Source organism: Paenibacillus sp. LHD-38, from assembly GCF_031157315.1.
In the GTDB taxonomy this organism is placed as follows: Bacteria; Bacillota; Bacilli; order Paenibacillales; family Paenibacillaceae; genus Pristimantibacillus.
The window spans coordinates 108,987-125,766 of record NZ_JAVIFU010000001.1 but is presented as its reverse complement, the minus strand read 5'-3'; the positions used below and the strand labels follow the sequence as shown (position 1 = coordinate 125,766).

Sequence of the window (16,780 nt, the reverse complement as noted above, 5' to 3'; positions counted from 1 at the left end):
AGAAACCTTCCTTTCTCTACAAAGCTCGCACGGCTTCCACGAATTGCCGCGCCCTTTCCGTTACTTGATCGAATTTGCCTTCCCGAACCCACTCTAGATTGACAAGCTTGCTGCCCATTCCGACTGCATTCGCACCTGCTTTAAAATAGTCGGCAATATTATGCAAATCAACGCCGCCGGTGGCGATCATCGGTATTTCATTGAGCGGACCGCGAATTTCCTGCAGGTAGCCAATGCCCAGCGTTCCCATTGGGAATATTTTCACGGCATCTGCTCCAGCCTTCCATGCCTTCACGATTTCGGTCGGCGTCATGACGCCGGGCCAGACGGAGAGGCCCTGCTCGCGGCCGTAAGCTATGACTTCCTCATCTAAATTTGGAGAAATGAGAAACTGAGCTCCTGCGGCAACAGCTTGCTCGGCAAGGGCTACATCCGTTACCGTGCCCGCGCCGACTGCCGCTTTGCCGTCAAACTTCGTGCGCCAACGATTGATCATTGCCGCCGCGCCTTCCGTGTTCATCGTAATTTCCATCATATAAATACCGCCGTCAATTAAAGCCTGCGCGGTATCATCCGCATGCCGGTCTTCAATTCCCCTTAAAATCGCTACGATTTTGTGCTGCAGCAGCAGCTCAAGCATTTGACCCATTCTCTTCTCCTCCAGCCTGTACATTCATTTATTCCCAAAAATGCTTTAACATGCGCAAAAATAAATTCGGAAACGGCAAAGTTTCCATATCATCCTTGCCGATCCATCGATAAGCGCTCAGCTCGTCAGCTTGCAAACCTTGAGCAGCCGCCGCCTCATAACCGGCGTTTGCTTCAGCCGCTATGAGATTACGACCAAGCTCAGATGCGGCTGCCGCATCCTCAAGCGTACTCGTCTCTTCGCCTAAATCAGCCAAATAAAACCGCATTTTCCAATGAATATGGCTGAAAATATGATCAGCGTCGATAAACCAGCCTCGCGGCCTTATTAGCAGCCCCGTATCTTCCTCAAGCATGCGGCTGATCATCTCGGCCAGCTCGCCCTGCTCCTTCGGCGCCGACTCCGCCAGCCACTCCGTCTTATCCGGCGGCAGCAGCAAATGCGGCAGCTCCCACATCTGAGCAAGCAGCCCCGTATCCGGACGCTGCCTTACGAGCACCTTGCCTGCATTCACGCCGCTGCCTACGACAATAGCTGCCGCCCTATATTCCGGACGCGGCGGCTTCGCCTTTGTCTTTATCGGCAATTCCGTCTCTCGGCCCGCAAGCCGCGCCGCGCAATGCTCCATCACGGGACATGGCAGGCAGCTCGGCGACTTTGGCGTGCAAACTAACGCTCCAAGCTCCATTAGGGCTTGATTAAAATCGCCAGCAGCGCCTTCCGGTATAATTGAGGCCGCCAGCTTCTCAATGCCCACTCGCGTAGACGCCTTCGCGATGTCATCCTCGAGGCAAAAATATCGGGAGAGTACGCGCATCACGTTGCCATCGACTGCAGGCTCCGGACGGTTAAACGCAATGCTCATAATCGCTCCGCTCGTATAAGGACCTACGCCCTTCAATCCCGCTACCGAAGCTTTATCGTCCGGTACGATCCCGCCGTAACGCGCCACTACCTCTTTAGCTCCTGCCTGCAAATTGCGCGCGCGCGAATAATAGCCAAGTCCCTCCCAGCTCTTGAGCACCTCTGTCTCGGGCGCTTCCGCAAGCGCCCTTACGGTCGGAAATTTACTCATGAACTGGTTATAGTACGGAATAACCGTATCAACCCTCGTCTGCTGAAGCATTATTTCGGATACCCATACGCGGTAGGGATCACGATTGAGCCGCCATGGCAGATCACGCTTGATCAGCCGATACCAATTAAGCAGCTCTGTACTAAAAAATATTTTGACTTCCTCTTGTCCCACTAGCTGTTTTCCTCCTCACATGTTGATGCGTCCGGCTCCAATAGATTGCTGCCGTTAAGTCTGCCGATGCGGCGGTATTGAACAGGCGTGACACCTGTGTATCTCTTGAACAGCCTTGATAAATAGTGGTTTTTCATGCCTACCAGCTTTGCCACAGCCACCACCGGTAGTTCCGTTTCCATAAGAAGATCCTTGGCGATCGCAATCCGGCGATTCGTTACATATTGGATCGGCGAGCATCCCATGATGCTTTTGAAGGAAGTAATAAAATAGTTCGGATGCAAAAAGGCGAATTTCGCGAGCTCTTCGATTTGTATGTTCTCATGCAAATTCGCTTCAATGTAGGCAAGAACCACGTTCCATTTCTCCTCGGAGCCGGGATCATGCAGATTTTCTCTCTGAACATGACCCTCATCCAAATAAAAGGCAAGCAGCTCCAGCAAAACGGCCTTCAGCCGCAGCTCCCTTGTGATGGTATGGGAGTGCTGGTACGCTTCCATTTTGTCAAATAGCTCCTTGATCGCCTGCCTGTCCTGCACGTTAACGAATGGCGGGAGCTGCAAGGAATTAATGACTTGAATATCGCCTAGCTCTAAACGAAAGTGGCACCAATAACGTCCAAACGTTTCGCTGCCCTCCGTACCAAAGGATTGCAGCGTTCCCGCCGGAAATAGATAAAGGGTTCCCGGCTGCAGAATATACTTTTCGTCTTCGATTACAAGCCAGCATTTTCCCTTCTCCGTAAAACAGAAGCGGTAGAAGTCAGGCTCGGATTTTTGTTCGGACCAACCTGGAACGCTTTCGGTATAAGCGCTCATAATAACCTCGGCTTGGAGTTTATTCAATTGATTTTGTAAAATACTATCTATTGTTGGTTTCATGAATTCTCCTGTAAGTAAAACTGCGATATAATAAATAAATAATTTTCGTGTAAGGTTTCAACCTTCTCTATTATACGAATTAACGATTCAAATTCATATGGACGTCTTGTGAATTGCCTTTATAAGTCCATTATTCCCATAATTATACATCAAAAGAAAGGGGCGATTTCATTGTTCGCCAATCGAAAACTCATTTTTTTCCTAACCCTACTTGTATCCATGATACTGGTGTTTGCCTTAACAGCCTGCGGTGGCAGCGGGAATGGAGCTGCAGGCAAAAACAGCGCACTTGATGGGCCTGCTGAGGTTGTCTCGGTCTATAAGGCAAATTGCGTTAGCTGCCATGGTACCGGGCTTCAGGGCAGAGTAGGCCCCGCTACCAACCTTCAAAAGGTTGGCGAGCGTATGAGCGCTTCGGATATTACGCAGCAGATTGAACAAGGCGAGGGCTCGATGCCAGCCTTTAAAGACCGTTTGACCGCCGAGCAAATAACTGGCCTCTCTAATTGGCTCGCAGCCAAAAAGTAACGATGAGGTTATTCATAACGAAGAACAGTTAAATGCTTATCCAGAAACAAAAAGGATGCCCCGGCAGACTAAGCTGCCGCTGGCATCCCTTTTGTTCATTATAATCTAATAACCAATATGGTGACCATTTATTTTGGGAGATTTCATGAAGTGATGTGCGGACTGACCGGCGTACGTCCAATTCGTTTCGCCCATTTGCGGGTGCACCGGGAACAAATCTCCCTGCACCAGAACCAGATCTCCGCCCCAATCGTCCGAATACAAGCCGTCATATTCGACCCATTGCCCCGTCTTAAAACGACGCTTCGTCTTCTGCTGCCGCTGCTCCTTCATTGCCGACATCCCCTCTCGACTTCTAACTTGGTATATTACATTCCAAGTATAGGCAAAAGGTTACTCCGTTATCCGTTCTGCAACAGCAAATGCGGAAGCAAGCATACGCTCATGCGTAATCGTGACATGGATTCGTACATCCTCCGGCCGAAGCCTCAAACGCTCCCAAGCAGCGGCGGATAAATAGCATTCCGGCTTGCCGCAGCTCCCCCGCAAAATCTCAATATCCGTAAATCCAATGACATTGCCGATTCCGCAGCCAAATGCCTTGACGACTGCTTCTTTTGCCGCAAAACGCCCCGCTGTAAATTGATGGAGCCGCTCTCCCGTATAACCCAAAGCAAGCTCCCGTTCGCCCCCGGAGAGCACGCGCTCCAGAAATCTTCCGCCCGTGCGCCCGTCTAACACTTTGGCTATTCTCGTAATATCCGATAAGTCATGTCCGATGCCGATGATCATACTAACACCCGCCTTTTCCCTGAAGGTGAGATTAGCAGAAGGCATGAACGAAGTCAAGGATAGCTTCTTTTACCAAGCTTTCGGATCCTATTATTCCTTTACCCCTTCCCCTATCACGCGTTCGTAATGGAAGCTGTTGCCCTCTCCATCCAGCACGTCTATCGTAATTAAGCTTATATGTCTATCATCGATAAACTCACCGGATGCCAGGTACGTATATTTTGTAAAACCGGGATATTCATATAATTCGGCTGCGCGAGGCTGAAGCTTAAGCGGAATCATCACTTCCCCCTCGTTCTTATTTTCCTTAGGAACGACAACAGCCACAATCGATGCCGCCGCTCCTTGCCCCTCTGGCAGCCAGACATCGAGTCTTGCGGATTGTTCCTTCGACTGTTCATTCTCTGAGATCCGCATGCTCATATGCGCCTTGTCGCCCATCACATGCCAATAAATCGGTTCGGCAAGCTTTTGAGCAGCATCAGCTGGAGGAGAGGTTGAAGATAACCAGCCAGCCAGCACAAACAAGGCGACCGCAAGCAGCACCTCGGCCCGAATGCCGAGCAGCAAGCCCCTTCCAGCACTGCCCTGCGCGATGCGCGGCATGAAAACAAGTCTGTGAAAAGCGGCGATGACGAGCACAAGCAGCATGAAACAGATTTTGGCGGCAATGAGCCTGCCATAAGGCTCCGCCAGCAGCTGCTCCCATGCCGAAAGCCTAGCTGCTGCCAGCCATATCCCGCTTGCCATAATGAAAACCATGCTCGGCAGCGCCCACACCGAGAAGCGCACTGCTGCTTGATTCAATCGCTCAGCGGCATCCTTCTCAAAGGTTAACGACAGCAGGCCCGCAAGACCGCCGAACCATATTGCTGCAGCAGCCATATGAACCGTATGGGCTAAAATAGCTGCTGCTGCGCCCTCTACTGCCGCATAGGCATGCCCCGTCAGAGGGAAAGTCACGATAATGGCTGACGCCGCAGCACTCTTAATCGGGTTAGCCCATCGACGCTCTCGGCTTGGCGCGAATGCGAGCAAAAGCGCGAGTATGGCGAGCGCTGTTCTAAGCGTTGCCATTTTGCCAATCATCGTTCCGGAAGCCAGCTCATATAGGGAGACGCCGCCAAATTGCTCAGACAGCATAGACAATCGCGTTAAACCCGAAATCAGCCACACGAATACGGCCGCGCCCATACCCATCCGTTCGGCACGCAGTGAAAAGCCGAACGGAACCTTTTTCTCGCCATCTCTCCAAATAACATAACGAAAGAACAAAATGCCCATAAGAAGCACGCTTGTTAAAATATCAAGCACGCGCAGAGTGACCATGCTGCCGTGGCCGCCCGCATGTTCATGCTCCCCCTCCTCGGCATGACTGCTTCCGCTGTGGTCGCCATGGCTGCTAGGCTGGTTGCCTCCTGCTGCATCAGTCTGCGGCGGAGTAGAATCCGAGGGCTCGGCGCCCGCAGCTAACGGACTGGCATCGCCGCCATTTCCGCTCCCGCTGTTTCCGGCTGCCGCAGCATCCGGCGTCGATGCCGGTTTAGCGGTGCTGTCCGAATCAGCAGACGAGGAGCTCGGCATAACAGTTGCGTCGCTAGCCGCTGTCGGTGCAGCGGAAGGCTTTGCCACAGCTGTCGGCCTCGGCGTACTGCTCGGCTTCTTCGTAGGCTCGGGCTTCACTGTAGATGCCGGCTTATCCGTCGCTGCCGCTCCACTGCCTGTGCCGTTTTCAGCGCCGTTGTTCCCGTTTCCGTCCAAAGATACCGTATCATCCGGCTTCGTGTGCTCCAGCTTCACCCCGACTGCGAATTGGAAGGAGCCGTCCGTCATATGCGAATCCAGCGAAAGCACCTGCCAGCTCGCTTCATAGACGCCATTTTCCAGCTTTGGAATCGTATAAATAAGCGTCAGGTCGCCTTCACCGCTTAATTCACCTTCAATAGCTGCTCCGTTATCGATCCTTTTAAGCGAAATGCTGCTCAGCTTCGTATCGATTTTTTCCGTAAACTTTATTCGTATGGCCGTTGGCGATTCTGTCAGCTCTGCATCCTGATAGGGGGCCGATTGCGCAATATAGGCATGCGCCGAGACTAAGCCCGGCATGCATGCCCACATCATAATAAACACAGTTATCCAATTTATTCGTTTTTTCATAAGCAAGCCTTATTTCGTATAGACCGCAACCGCTGCTTGATTTCCGCCTACTGCAGGGAAATATTCAACGAATGCGCCTGCCGCTTCTGCTGCGGAACGAAGCGATACAAGACCCGTTCCTTTATACGCCGCATCCACATGCTGTTTTATAAAGGAAGCATCTACCTTCGTCGTGCCCTGCGCAATGGTTAAGCTGCTTGCAGCCGCAGCATTTCCATTTACATAAATAAACGGTTTAGCCGAGGCCGCCGAGCCAGGAAGCTTTACAGATTTATTTTGAACCGTAAAGGTCATGGTTGCTTCGTAATTTGTTGTGCTGTACTCGCCTTCTTTGGCTTCCGCCGTGCTCGGTTTCGCGCGTAACAAATAATAATCGGCCGCCCCTGTTTTAAAGGTAATCACGCCTTTGGCATCCGTTCTCAGCTCTGCAGCCTCCGAATTGCTGCGTCGGATAATATCTACTTCTGTGTCTGCAAGCGGCTTGCCCTTTAGGAGAAGCTGCACCGATACCGTCTCGTCCGGTGTAACCGCAGCCGGATTAAACGCGGGAATAAGCTCAGCTCGGTCCGGGCTAACTTGCTTGGAGAAACCCTTCAATGCTTTCACCCGGTCAAGAACGGGAATATCGCCAATGGCTACAAATGATTTTGCGCTGCGCAACGTACGGCTTGCAGCCGTTGCCCCTTTAAACTCGCTGTCTGCTTCCGTAGAAATAATATACGCTCCAGGTATATTCGATTTAAAGGAGGCGACAAAATAATTATTTAGTGCAGGCGTTTCCTCCGTAGCCGGCTCACCCGTATAGAAGCGCGTGCCCGTAATATCCGACTTCACGCCAGCCGGCGTAGTTACGTATACCTTCGAGCTGCTGCCCCACTGCCCCTCTAATCGGTAGCTTTTGTGCTCATTGGAGTGGTTTCCGTACATAAGCTCCACGTAGGAGATTTGGTTTTGCGCGACGATTGGAGCGCTTGTCTGTGACCATCCGTCATGCGCGAATACAGGAACTGCCGCGCTTAACGTCAATGCTGCCGCAAGAGCAGCGCCTGCGATTTTTTTCTTAAATGACATTCAAAAAACCTCCATTGATTTGGATTAACTGTCCAAATTGTATCAATGGAGGTCCTGCAGCACATGACTCTTTAGAGCTATTGAGCTGTGAACGATGTGTGAAGGCCTTCCGGCTGCACGAATGTAAACATTAAAAGCTCAAGTTCAATGCGTATATTCAGAAAAATCAACTGTATTTCCGTTTATTCTTTTATCGCTGCCGCCCTGACTGCCCACGCTAAGCTCAAGCTTCGTCTCATCACGGCTTACATAATGAACGCTCAGCTTTTCCTCCGTTGACCATGCCGGCGAATTTCGTCTTGCCTCAGAAGCAAAAGCCTCAAAGCTGTCTATGCCCCTTTGCTTCGCCTCGTTTTGGCTAGTCACTTCAATTATGACGCCGTTATGCGCCCCTTCACTTGTCACAACGCAGCGGTCGGACAGACGTTCAAGCTCATAGAGCTGCATCAGGTAGACTGACCAATAGAGATGATTCGCCTGTCCAAGCAGTATGCCGGGCTCTTGCATCCATTCCATATTTGGCAAAATTCCGATCACACGATTCTCGATGCCTTCCGGAATAGAATAGAGCGCGACAATCGTATTTTTATAAAATAAAACTTCCGTATTCTCGGTTTGATGTCTCGGATCTTCGCCCGCATTTCGCCCGGAGGGGTGGAAGAAATACGCTTGATTCACACCGGCTTGCTGTCCCAGCGGCAAAGAAATATCCCAGCGATGCTGTTCGTTATCAAACTCCGCGTATCGTTCCCACATCCCGCCGGCCGCAAATTCCTCGGTAATATACGCATAGCTGTGCAGCACATGCGTTCCCGCATCCGAATGCTTCGTAATGCTCTTCTTCACCTCGGCAGGCTCGCTTCGGTTGATCGCTTGATCACGCACGTCTTCTGGCGCTTCGTAGATCAGGAAGCCGGCATACTCCGTCCGAGGCAGCTGCGCCGGGAGCTCGAAATCGCCAAATTGCACATAATCATGCAGGACGTTGCCGTCAAGCGGGATATCATGCTTTTGCGCACGGCAATGAGCGCCGACAAAAGCCCCTTTCAAATAAAACTCCGCTCGCTCCTTCCATAGAAAATCCAGCATGTCGGCAAGCTCTTGCTTGATCGGTTGATCCTTGATTAGATGCCACGCGCATGTGAATGCCTGCACCCAATGCCAAAACCAAGGTAAGCTGTTGTATTCGGACATGCCATGCTTGCGGACATGGGCTAAGGTGAGCTGGAGATTGCTTCTTCCGTCTTCTAATAAAGCAGCATCCTCGAACCACTCGCCGTAAATCAGCTTAGCTGCTGTGTATTTAGCATCGTGATGACCGAATACATTATTTTGACGATAAAAACCGCTTTGATAAACATGATTCAGCGCGGAATCAAACGACTGTTGAAGCTTTGAGTCAAAATGAGACCTGTAGCGGCTCGCGAAAAAAGCCATCAAGCTGCCCATCAGCTCCACGGGCAAAATATTCGGGGCGGCGGCTCGCGGTGACGTACCTAAGTTTAGCGGCCAATGTCCATAGGTGACGCTGCTTGGATTTTGGTCCTGAAGAGCCAGCACCTCCAGTAATATGGCTTCGGCCGTTTCTTTGGCGCTCTTCGCCTCGAAGGTCAGCTGCTCCGGCTGCTCCACTGCAGCTGAGAACAAATAGGACGCATAATAAAAGTTATCGCGAATATCGTGATGAAACCATAGTCCGCTGCTTAGAACAGGCTGCTTCTGCGCTGCAGTAGCTATTTTTAGCACAATCTCGTATTGCCTGGCTGTAAAGCCCATAGTCCCGGTCTCCCTAAATGTTATATTTTTCTTCTAATCATATATAATTTCAACTGCTAGCGCGAAACCTCAGCATTGTTTTCTATTAAAAATAATGATAGTTTTGAGAGAATGCTGTCTCTCCCCGTGGGAGACGAATTGATCGTTTAAGGAGCTGAAAATTTTGCATACAAGCTACACCTCGCTTACCTCTTTGTCCAGTGCATCAAATTTTATGTGGAGGCCAGAGAAAGCAACGACCTTGACCTTCCGTACCTATATCCGGCCGCGGGAATATGGCGGGCTATTGTTCAAGCTTTGGCATAGCAATACCGTAGATTCGACATGGGCGGACGGCTCGGAATCAAAGGCCAATGATCAAGGCGGACAGTGGCGGATCGAATCCTGCTTCGTGGCTGACGGCGGCATGCAGCCGGATGGCAGCGTCACTCAAGGCAGCGAGCGACGTGTCACGTTTGGCGGAGAGACCTCAAAGAATGTGGAGAAGGGCGAGCAGTTTTGGAGCGACCAGGTGTCGGTGAATATACCCGAACATCATTTTCTGGCATTCAGCTGGTCCATTACGGTAGACGGCTTTGAGAATGGAATCCCGTTCAATACGGAGACCTTGCTTGCAAGCGCATATGAAGCAGAGGGAGACCTTGCTGGGCAAGCGTCAGAAAACCTCTTTGTGCCTGCTGGCAATCGTCAGGTCCTTCCTTCTCTGCTTGCGTACGAGAAGGCCGTATCGAAGAAAATCGTGTTTCTCGGGGATTCCATAACGCAGGGTGTACGGACGGAGCAGGATGGTTATGCCTTCTGGGCCGCAAAAATTGCAGCTGGTTTGGGTGCTGATATCGGGGTATGGAATATTGGCAGCGGCTGGGCCCGCGCTTATGATTTAGTCAATGATAGCGCGTGGTTATCCAAAGCAAAACAAGGCGACGAAGTGGTTATCTGTCTTGGCGTTAACGATATCGGAACAGCCAATCGCAGCGCTGAGCAATTGATAGCTGATTTAACGGCGATCATCCAGCAGCTGCTTAGCAACAAACCGAATCTTGCCATCTGGCTGTGCACGCTGCCTGCTTTCAACTTCGAAGGTGAACACGAGCTTGTGTGGCGCACCGTAAACGATTGGATCCGTGGAGGCTCAGCAGTCGGAGCAGCCGGTATCTTCGACATCGCTAAGGTGCTAGGGCAAGCAGCACCGAATGACCAGCTGCTGCAGAGCGCCTATATGAGTCCGCATAACGATCCCCATCCGAACGGCCTTGCGGGCACTGCGGTTGCAGAAGCCTTCTTGGCCTGGTATTTGAAGCATACGAAATAGCTGAGGCCACTGGGTTTCAGCTTACGGGCGGCAATGACTAAAAGCAAGGAGGCTGTCTCCGAAAGGCATAACGCCTTCAGGGACAGCCTCCTTTTTATTTGCCCTATGCCTTTGCCTGCGCAAAGTATAAGTAGGTGCAATTGTGCTTACGCCTTAGCATGCGCCAGCTTCACGAGCAGATGGGACAGCTTATGCTGCTCTTCTTCGTTGCCAACCTTCCACAGCTCCTGCAGCAGCTTTTCCTCGCGGTTGCGCGGCTCCTCATGCTTCGCTAAGTATCCCGCTACCTTCTGCGCTACTAATGCTAGCTGCTCCTCATTTAAACCAATATTTTCAGCAAGCTCGATTCGTTTGGCAAGATAACCTTTGAATTGGTCGAAATTTTGTAAAATATCATCTTTTGTCTCCGCGTTCATACGATCCAAGGTTTGATCGATATTCCCAAGCTCCAGCTCTCCATCTTTATCCACAACATGTTTAATTTCTGACATATATATTCCTCCCGGTATGGTAAATTTGGTATCGGTCTATTTATACCCCTTCATGACCTGAACCAAACATCTGCTTCAAATCGCGCCACTCCAGGGAGTCCCCTGTTTGACCCCGCTCCGAAATGGGTAAATACATGGTAATCAAACGAAAAGAGGTGGACAAGCATGAATGAATTTGAGAAGGATGCAGACGGCGCGGTAAAGAAGGGCATACGCGATCACCCCGAGCAGTACCCGACGGAGAATGAGAGCTTGTTCGATAAATTCAAAAGTCAGCAAACGGTCGACCCGATTCCCCTTGAAGACCTCAAACTTCAGGTAGAAGACGAGAAGCGCAAGGAAGAGACGAAGCATAAGTCATCCAGCGGGAATAAATATAAGTAAAAGCGTGAACAAACAGCAAAGAGGACGCCGAATGAATCCGGCGTCCTCTTTATCGTATAAACAAAAGCTACTTCGCCTCAACAGCCTGTTCGCTCGGACGAAAACCGAAACCAAGCAGCGCAAAAACGAGAAATGCGGCACCCATAAACAAAAAGATGCTGTACAAGGAAACATAGCGAATGCCGTAGCCTCCGAGAGTGGGTCCCATGATACTGCCAATGCTGAAATGGATGGATGCAATGACATTTGCCGCCGGCAAAATGGCACGAGGTAATATATCCGCCGCATACGCAAGTCCCAAAGAATAAAACGAACCTACCGCCCCGCCGGCAACAGCGAATAAAACAAACAAAAGTGCCGTATTGCTTCCGGCAGCCGGAATGGCGAAGAACGCAAGGGAACCCACTATGCCGCATGCTATCAGCACAGGCTTCCGCCCAATACGGTCACTCCAAATGCCAAGCGGAAGCTGAAGGATTAGGCCTCCGACGCCGAATGACAAAAGCAGAAGCGAAATCCAATGCTGGCCCAGTTCAATTCGCAAGCCGTAAAGCGGAAAGCTGCTGTTCATTGAAGCTTCCATCAAGCCGTATAGAAAGCCCGGAATGAGCACGAACCAAGCGATTCGATAGGTTTTTACGAATCGGTTTTCGGTCGCCGCATCTCTTACTGACCGTTCGGGCAGCTCATTATTCATCCGCAGCACCAGCAAAAGCACTGTAATGAAGAAGATACAGGAGACAATAAACGGGACAGCCCTGCCAAGCGGAAGCAAGTTAATGCCGAGCGGTCCTAGGCTGAAGCCAAGTCCATACGCCATGCCGTATAACGATATATATCTGCCTCTCCGATCCGCAGGACTGGAGCTTACAATCCATAGCTGGGTCGCAAAATGAAGCGAGCTGTCGCCGACGCCAACCAGTAGACGCAAGACGAACCAAACCGCCAATGAATGAGTAAACGGGAACATGAGGCTGGCAACCGTAACTAACGCGATGCCTGCTACGATTACTTTTTTGTAACCAAAGCGCAAAACTGGTTTCTCCACAAAAAACATCGTACAGAAGATCCCAATATACATAGCAGCTGAGTTTATGCCATTCATATCTGACGAAACGCCCGCGTCCTCCAGCATAATCGACAGCAGAGGCAGCAGAAGCCCTTGGCTCATTCCCGCAACAACGACGACGAGCAGCAGGGTTATTAATCGAAAACGAAAAATAGAAAGTGAAGCTGAAGCAATAGCACCTGATGACAAACCTGATGCACTCCCTTACCTAAACAAATGATCTTTTTTTCACCTTACACATTGTATACGTGAAGTCCGAGCCTGACAACCGCCCATTCATTGGGAGCTGACTCGCCAGCCCGTCCCCCTACCTCGGATCATTGGCCGATAATATAACGAAAATTTTCGACGGAGGAAGCTTTACCGCTCCCAGCTCTCCTTAAATGATCGTAAAAGCTGAAAGGAAATTTAAAGACATGCCCAAAATCCCATTGCTTTGCGTCGTTATCCTCAGCCCAGTAGCCGAGCTCGGTGGGTAAAAATGAGGATCGAACCGCTTGTTGCAGCGGCAGGCGATCTACTGGAGAATGCAGGACTACCGGATCTCCCGGTTTCATCCGGCAGCTGCTTTGGAGCACTTTTAATCAGCTTGAACAGCGGCACTAGACCTCTATGGAAAAACGAGCGGCAGCCCATGTCATCTAAAAGGTTCAATGCATGGGAAAAAGTCAGCATGTGGCCGATCAAGTCATGATGCGACTCTGCCCGGTAAATGACAGGAAAATTCGCTAATTGCTCAAGCACGAAATGAGAAAGCTCATTCGGGTTTTCTACGCCCCGGAATTGATCTTTCTCCGTCAGCATGATTTTTTTCACCTCGGAGGTCGAATAGCCAATCCATGACCGCCCCGGAATCGTTTTATGGAATGAGCTTATGAGCTCCGATATCCCCATGAGCTCCTGCTCGGTTCCCCAGCCTTTTAATTCGCGGATCGCCAGCAAGCCGACCGCGCTATAAATGACATTATGACCAACCCAGTGGAGATCGTCGATCGTTTTATCCAGCGCTCCAAGAATAATCGTCTCCGCATACTCAAACCCGCAACGGGAACGCGAGGGTTTAAACTCGTTTAAGCGCTGTTTTTCGAGCATCGCTATTACTTGCGATTCTATGTTAATGGACAACTCGCCAGGCAGCTTATTATCTTTCGCAAAAAAATAACCGGCGATAGCCGCCGCGCCGAAATGGGCATGCCAAATATCGCCGGTTTCTTTTTTGCATTGCGACAGGATGGCAAGCCCCTCCTCCAACAATTTTTGATCCGGCATGCTCATCCACTCTCCCTATGTTAAATCGTTCGTTTGCGAACAAACCATCTGTCTGCCGCTATCGCCAGCGCGATTCCCGCTGTATACCTTACTAAATCCACTGTCAAAAAACCGCTGCCGAGCACTAAAGCCCCCAAAAACGTGCTTCGGAGCTCATTGATCCATTCCGCCTGATACAGCTGGCTTAACTCGATGCCAAAACAAAAGATAAAACTTATCCGTGCAGACCTAATGATTTCCATCGTCGGCCAAACCGTTCGAGTGCCAAAATAAACCATACTTGCCCAAAGCGCGTCACCAAAATGCGTGGCAACGAATTCCGGCAGCGTCTCGGCAAAGCTTCTAGAGCTGTACCCGAGTATCAACGCGGTAACCATCGCAATGAAATAAGGAGCCCTTGCTGTCAATCCTTACACATCCTCTTAATCAGATTGCAAAAACAAGCTGATTTGTTTATGTATGGCATCCCAGTCCAAGCTGGTTTTATTAAGCATAATCTGATCCATCGGAAGCGTTTCTAAAATCGCTAATTCAACTTTCTTGCGTTGTTCAAGCACCTCAAGCAATCCATCTGCTCCGCTAAGGTTATTCGCTTTCCCGTAGCCCTGCTCAGTATAATACCAAGTGATAAAGGTTAACCACTCCTCTGGACGTTCCGCGATTACGCTGGAGAAGGACTGTTTAAAGTTCTCATCCTGTAAATAAATCAACTTAGGGTTCGACGCTTGTATGCAGCCATATAAGGAATGGATATAATCGGTTAGATCCGTTTCGGTCCGATTATCACGTACCAGCATGACCGTTAACGGATTTTGCAAAAAGCAGCATTCCAATATGTACACTAAATCTCCGCTCATGACCCGCTCTGAAAATGTGCTCCACCTTTTTCGGATGATTTGCTGATGCTTCTCAAGAGGCAGGCTGTATACGTCATAAGCGCCGAAGTCCTCACCTTCGAAAGCTTCGAAAGCATCCGTCACCTTCATAAGCTTGCCGTAATACAACAGAACACCGCCCGTTTCCGCTTCGGAATACTGACTGAGCAGGTATTCATTATTCGCATATCTTTGCTGGAGGGCCTTGAACTGCGCCTCCGTAAAATAAGCCACTGACTCGTAATCGGCAGGATGCTCCAAATCTACTTCTAAAAATAATCGATTCGGTATCTGCTGTTCATCCAATAACTTCTGTACGAAGCGAGCGGTACTCGTTTTGCCAGAGCCGGGCAAGCCTTCCACTAAAATCAGCTTGGTATTTACCATAAACATTTCCTTTCACTGCTTAGTTAATTCTCTATACTGCTATATACTCCTTCTTACGCAGTAATTACTGCAAGAAAAAAGACTGCCTGCTCCGATTGCTCGGTCTTAGGACAGTCTTCGTATCGTAAGTAAACCCGTGCAGACGTTAAATACCCGGAATCGGGGAACGTTTGTGCTCGGTTTTCAAATATTGTTTTTCAAGCTTTTCTCGCGCTTCCGCATTAACTTCCTTGCCTTCGAGATAATCGCTGTTGTCACCGTAGGTGATGCCCAGCTCATCCTCATCGGTTTGTCCGTCCCACAGGCCTGCAGTAGGCGCCTTATCCAGCACGCTTTGCGGTACGCCAATATGTGAGGCTAGCTGGCGGACCTGGCGCTTGTTAAGCGTACTGAGCGGAGTAACATCCACCGCGCCATCGCCCCATTTGGTGTAAAAACCCGTAATCGCTTCAGACGCATGGTCTGTACCGACAACTAACAGGTTTAAATCAAACGCAAGCGCGTACTGCATGACCATACGCGTTCTTGCCTTCACGTTCCCTTTGCCTCCACGGCTCAGATGACGCGGAATGCCTAATGATTTGAAGCTGTGCTCCACTTCAATCGCGATCTCGTCCACTGCTTCCGCAATATTCGTCTCCGCACGATGCTTCAGTTGGAAAGCTTCAGCAACCGCATAGCTGTCAGCAATGTCGGATTGCGTGCCATAAGGCTGGAACACGCCAAGCGTCATATACTCCCGGCCTGTCTCCGCGCTAAGCTCATCCGTAGCTTTCTTGCAAAGTCCGGCTGCAACCGCGCTGTCGATCCCGCCGCTGATCGCAATCAGCAATCCCGTCGTGCCCGATTGCGTTACGTATTGCTTCAAGAAAGCAACCCGTTTGCGAATCTCGACCTCTGGATCAATTTCCGGCTTTACGCCGAGTCTTTCAATAATTTCTTGTTGTAAGCTCATAGACACCGTCCTAAGTTATCGGCAGAACCGATCGAAAGCGTCAGACAGATCGGCTGCAATATCCGCTGCGGAACGATTTTCGATCTGGTGCCGCTCGATAAAGTGTACTAGTTCTCCGTCCTTCATCAAAGCGATCGAAGGGGAGGATGGCGGGTATGGAGCAAAATATTCGCGAGCTTTCGCTGTTGCTTCTTTATCCTGTCCTGCAAATACAGTATACAAATGGTCAGGCGTGATATCATGCTGCAGCGCTTCTGCTACGCCTGGACGGCATTGGCCTGCCGCACAACCGCAAACCGAGTTCACGACAACAAGCGCCGTGCCTTTTGCGTTTGGCAATTTTTCTTCTACTTCTTCAGGCGTGCGAAGCTCCTGAATGCCAATACGGGTAAGATCGTCCCGCATAGGCTGTACCATATCTAACATGTATCTCTCGAATGACATCGACATCGAAACACACTCCTTTAATTACTTTATTTTAGCTACTATTATACCGTCCGTAGTCAAAATAAAGCAACCGGAGCGCGCTCACTCCGGTTGTTCTTTTTCATCTAATATTGGAGAATCCTCCGGTTTTTCCAACCCGTATGCCGTATTTTTATCGGGATGCGTGAATATGTCTCCCTGCGGCGGCAGGCCCTTCTCGAAAATATCCCGGTTCTCGGCCGTCAAAAAGCCGATGTCCTTATAGGGATGAACCCATTCATCGCCTGCCATTATGGCTGGGTCCGTATCCTCGCTCCACTGCGACAACGGCGAATCAGGTGACTCATAGTTATGATCGCCGATCACGATGCCATATTGATTTACAAACGGAGCTCGGCTTCCGCGGCCTTCACGAAACTGCGGCAAAAATTCAATTTCATACGGATCGAGCGCCGGATCGTCGACATGCAACTTCGCCTCATGCTTATGATCAGTCACAAGACTACCTC

At 50.3% G+C, this 16,780-nt stretch carries 18 protein-coding genes and 1 pseudogene; 3 read left to right on the top strand and 16 right to left on the bottom strand.

The window, feature by feature from the left end; translation table 11 throughout:
• Positions 1–16 precede the first annotated feature (16 nt).
• From RCO25_RS00570 to RCO25_RS00560, 3 genes are read right to left on the bottom strand one after another with little or no spacing between them, the layout of a single operon-like run.
• Positions 17–649 carry a bifunctional 4-hydroxy-2-oxoglutarate aldolase/2-dehydro-3-deoxy-phosphogluconate aldolase gene (locus RCO25_RS00570; RefSeq protein WP_308994210.1) on the bottom strand — a complete coding sequence of 211 codons (633 nt, stop codon included), beginning with the start codon at positions 647–649 and terminating at the stop codon, positions 17–19.
• A gap of 28 nt (positions 650–677) precedes the next feature.
• Positions 678–1,898, bottom strand: a complete 1,221-nt coding sequence (gene mutY, locus RCO25_RS00565) for an A/G-specific adenine glycosylase (protein ID WP_308994209.1) — start codon at positions 1,896–1,898, stop codon at positions 678–680.
• A complete protein-coding gene (locus RCO25_RS00560; protein ID WP_308994208.1) occupies positions 1,898–2,779 on the bottom strand; it encodes an AraC family transcriptional regulator in 882 nt (293 codons plus the stop codon). Before RCO25_RS00560 ends, mutY begins: the two co-directional genes overlap by 1 nt.
• Positions 2,780–2,950: 171 nt before the next feature.
• Here RCO25_RS00560 and RCO25_RS00555 point away from each other — a divergent pair, with 171 nt between their 5' ends.
• Positions 2,951–3,307, top strand: a complete 357-nt coding sequence (locus RCO25_RS00555; protein WP_308994207.1) for a c-type cytochrome — start codon at positions 2,951–2,953, stop codon at positions 3,305–3,307.
• Positions 3,308–3,412: 105 nt separating this feature from the next.
• On the opposite strand, the gene RCO25_RS00550 is transcribed toward RCO25_RS00555, so the two are convergent.
• The 5 genes from RCO25_RS00550 to RCO25_RS00530 all read right to left on the bottom strand — a co-directional run bounded on the left by RCO25_RS00550 (position 3,413) and on the right by RCO25_RS00530 (position 9,103).
• Positions 3,413–3,640, bottom strand: coding sequence for a hypothetical protein (locus RCO25_RS00550; protein WP_308994206.1), 228 nt, complete (start codon positions 3,638–3,640; stop codon positions 3,413–3,415).
• 60 nt (positions 3,641–3,700) lie between these two features.
• Entirely contained in the window at positions 3,701–4,099 is a 399-nt protein-coding gene (gene acpS, locus RCO25_RS00545; protein ID WP_308994205.1) for a holo-ACP synthase, read from the bottom strand.
• A 90-nt stretch (positions 4,100–4,189) separates the two neighbouring features.
• A complete protein-coding gene (locus RCO25_RS00540; protein WP_308994204.1) occupies positions 4,190–6,256 on the bottom strand; it encodes a CopD family protein in 2,067 nt (688 codons plus the stop codon).
• A gap of 9 nt (positions 6,257–6,265) precedes the next feature.
• Entirely contained in the window at positions 6,266–7,327 is a 1,062-nt protein-coding gene (locus RCO25_RS00535; RefSeq protein WP_308994203.1) for a DUF4198 domain-containing protein, read from the bottom strand.
• Positions 7,328–7,471: 144 nt separating this feature from the next.
• Positions 7,472–9,103, bottom strand: coding sequence for a hypothetical protein (locus RCO25_RS00530; RefSeq protein WP_308994202.1), 1,632 nt, complete (start codon positions 9,101–9,103; stop codon positions 7,472–7,474).
• 163 nt (positions 9,104–9,266) lie between these two features.
• On the opposite strand from RCO25_RS00530, the gene RCO25_RS00525 reads away from it, so the two are divergent.
• Positions 9,267–10,415 carry an SGNH/GDSL hydrolase family protein gene (locus RCO25_RS00525; protein ID WP_308994201.1) on the top strand — a complete coding sequence of 383 codons (1,149 nt, stop codon included), beginning with the start codon at positions 9,267–9,269 and terminating at the stop codon, positions 10,413–10,415.
• Positions 10,416–10,561: 146 nt separating this feature from the next.
• On the opposite strand, the gene RCO25_RS00520 is transcribed toward RCO25_RS00525, so the two are convergent.
• Positions 10,562–10,906: a DUF3243 domain-containing protein gene (locus RCO25_RS00520; RefSeq protein ID WP_308994200.1), complete on the bottom strand. Its 345-nt coding sequence runs from the start codon at positions 10,904–10,906 to the stop codon at positions 10,562–10,564.
• Between the two features lie 165 nt (positions 10,907–11,071).
• On the opposite strand from RCO25_RS00520, the gene RCO25_RS00515 reads away from it, so the two are divergent.
• Complete coding sequence (locus RCO25_RS00515; RefSeq protein ID WP_308994199.1) at positions 11,072–11,290, top strand: hypothetical protein; 219 nt, start codon at positions 11,072–11,074, stop codon at positions 11,288–11,290.
• Positions 11,291–11,357: 67 nt separating this feature from the next.
• Here the strand turns inward: RCO25_RS00515 and RCO25_RS00510 are convergent, their stop codons facing one another.
• The 7 genes and pseudogenes from RCO25_RS00510 to RCO25_RS00480 all read right to left on the bottom strand — a co-directional run bounded on the left by RCO25_RS00510 (position 11,358) and on the right by RCO25_RS00480 (position 16,769).
• Positions 11,358–12,548 (bottom strand): MFS transporter, encoded by a 1,191-nt coding sequence (locus RCO25_RS00510; RefSeq protein ID WP_308994198.1) that lies wholly within the window; start codon positions 12,546–12,548, stop codon positions 11,358–11,360.
• Positions 12,549–12,676: 128 nt separating this feature from the next.
• Positions 12,677–13,628: pseudogene (locus RCO25_RS00505) on the bottom strand (hypothetical protein).
• Between the two features lie 20 nt (positions 13,629–13,648).
• Complete coding sequence (locus RCO25_RS00500) at positions 13,649–14,035, bottom strand: ribosomal maturation YjgA family protein (protein ID WP_308994197.1); 387 nt, start codon at positions 14,033–14,035, stop codon at positions 13,649–13,651.
• Between the two features lie 15 nt (positions 14,036–14,050).
• Positions 14,051–14,896, bottom strand: a complete 846-nt coding sequence (locus RCO25_RS00495; protein WP_308994196.1) for a P-loop NTPase family protein — start codon at positions 14,894–14,896, stop codon at positions 14,051–14,053.
• A 139-nt stretch (positions 14,897–15,035) separates the two neighbouring features.
• The gene (nadE, locus tag RCO25_RS00490; protein WP_308994195.1) at positions 15,036–15,845 is read right to left on the bottom strand and encodes an ammonia-dependent NAD(+) synthetase; all 810 of its coding nucleotides are present in this window, start codon (positions 15,843–15,845) and stop codon (positions 15,036–15,038) included.
• A 15-nt stretch (positions 15,846–15,860) separates the two neighbouring features.
• Positions 15,861–16,295 (bottom strand): BrxA/BrxB family bacilliredoxin, encoded by a 435-nt coding sequence (locus tag RCO25_RS00485; protein ID WP_308994194.1) that lies wholly within the window; start codon positions 16,293–16,295, stop codon positions 15,861–15,863.
• Between the two features lie 78 nt (positions 16,296–16,373).
• On the bottom strand, positions 16,374–16,769 hold the full coding sequence (locus tag RCO25_RS00480; protein ID WP_308994193.1) for a DUF3905 domain-containing protein: 396 nt from the start codon (positions 16,767–16,769) through the stop codon (positions 16,374–16,376).
• Positions 16,770–16,780: the final 11 nt, after the last annotated feature.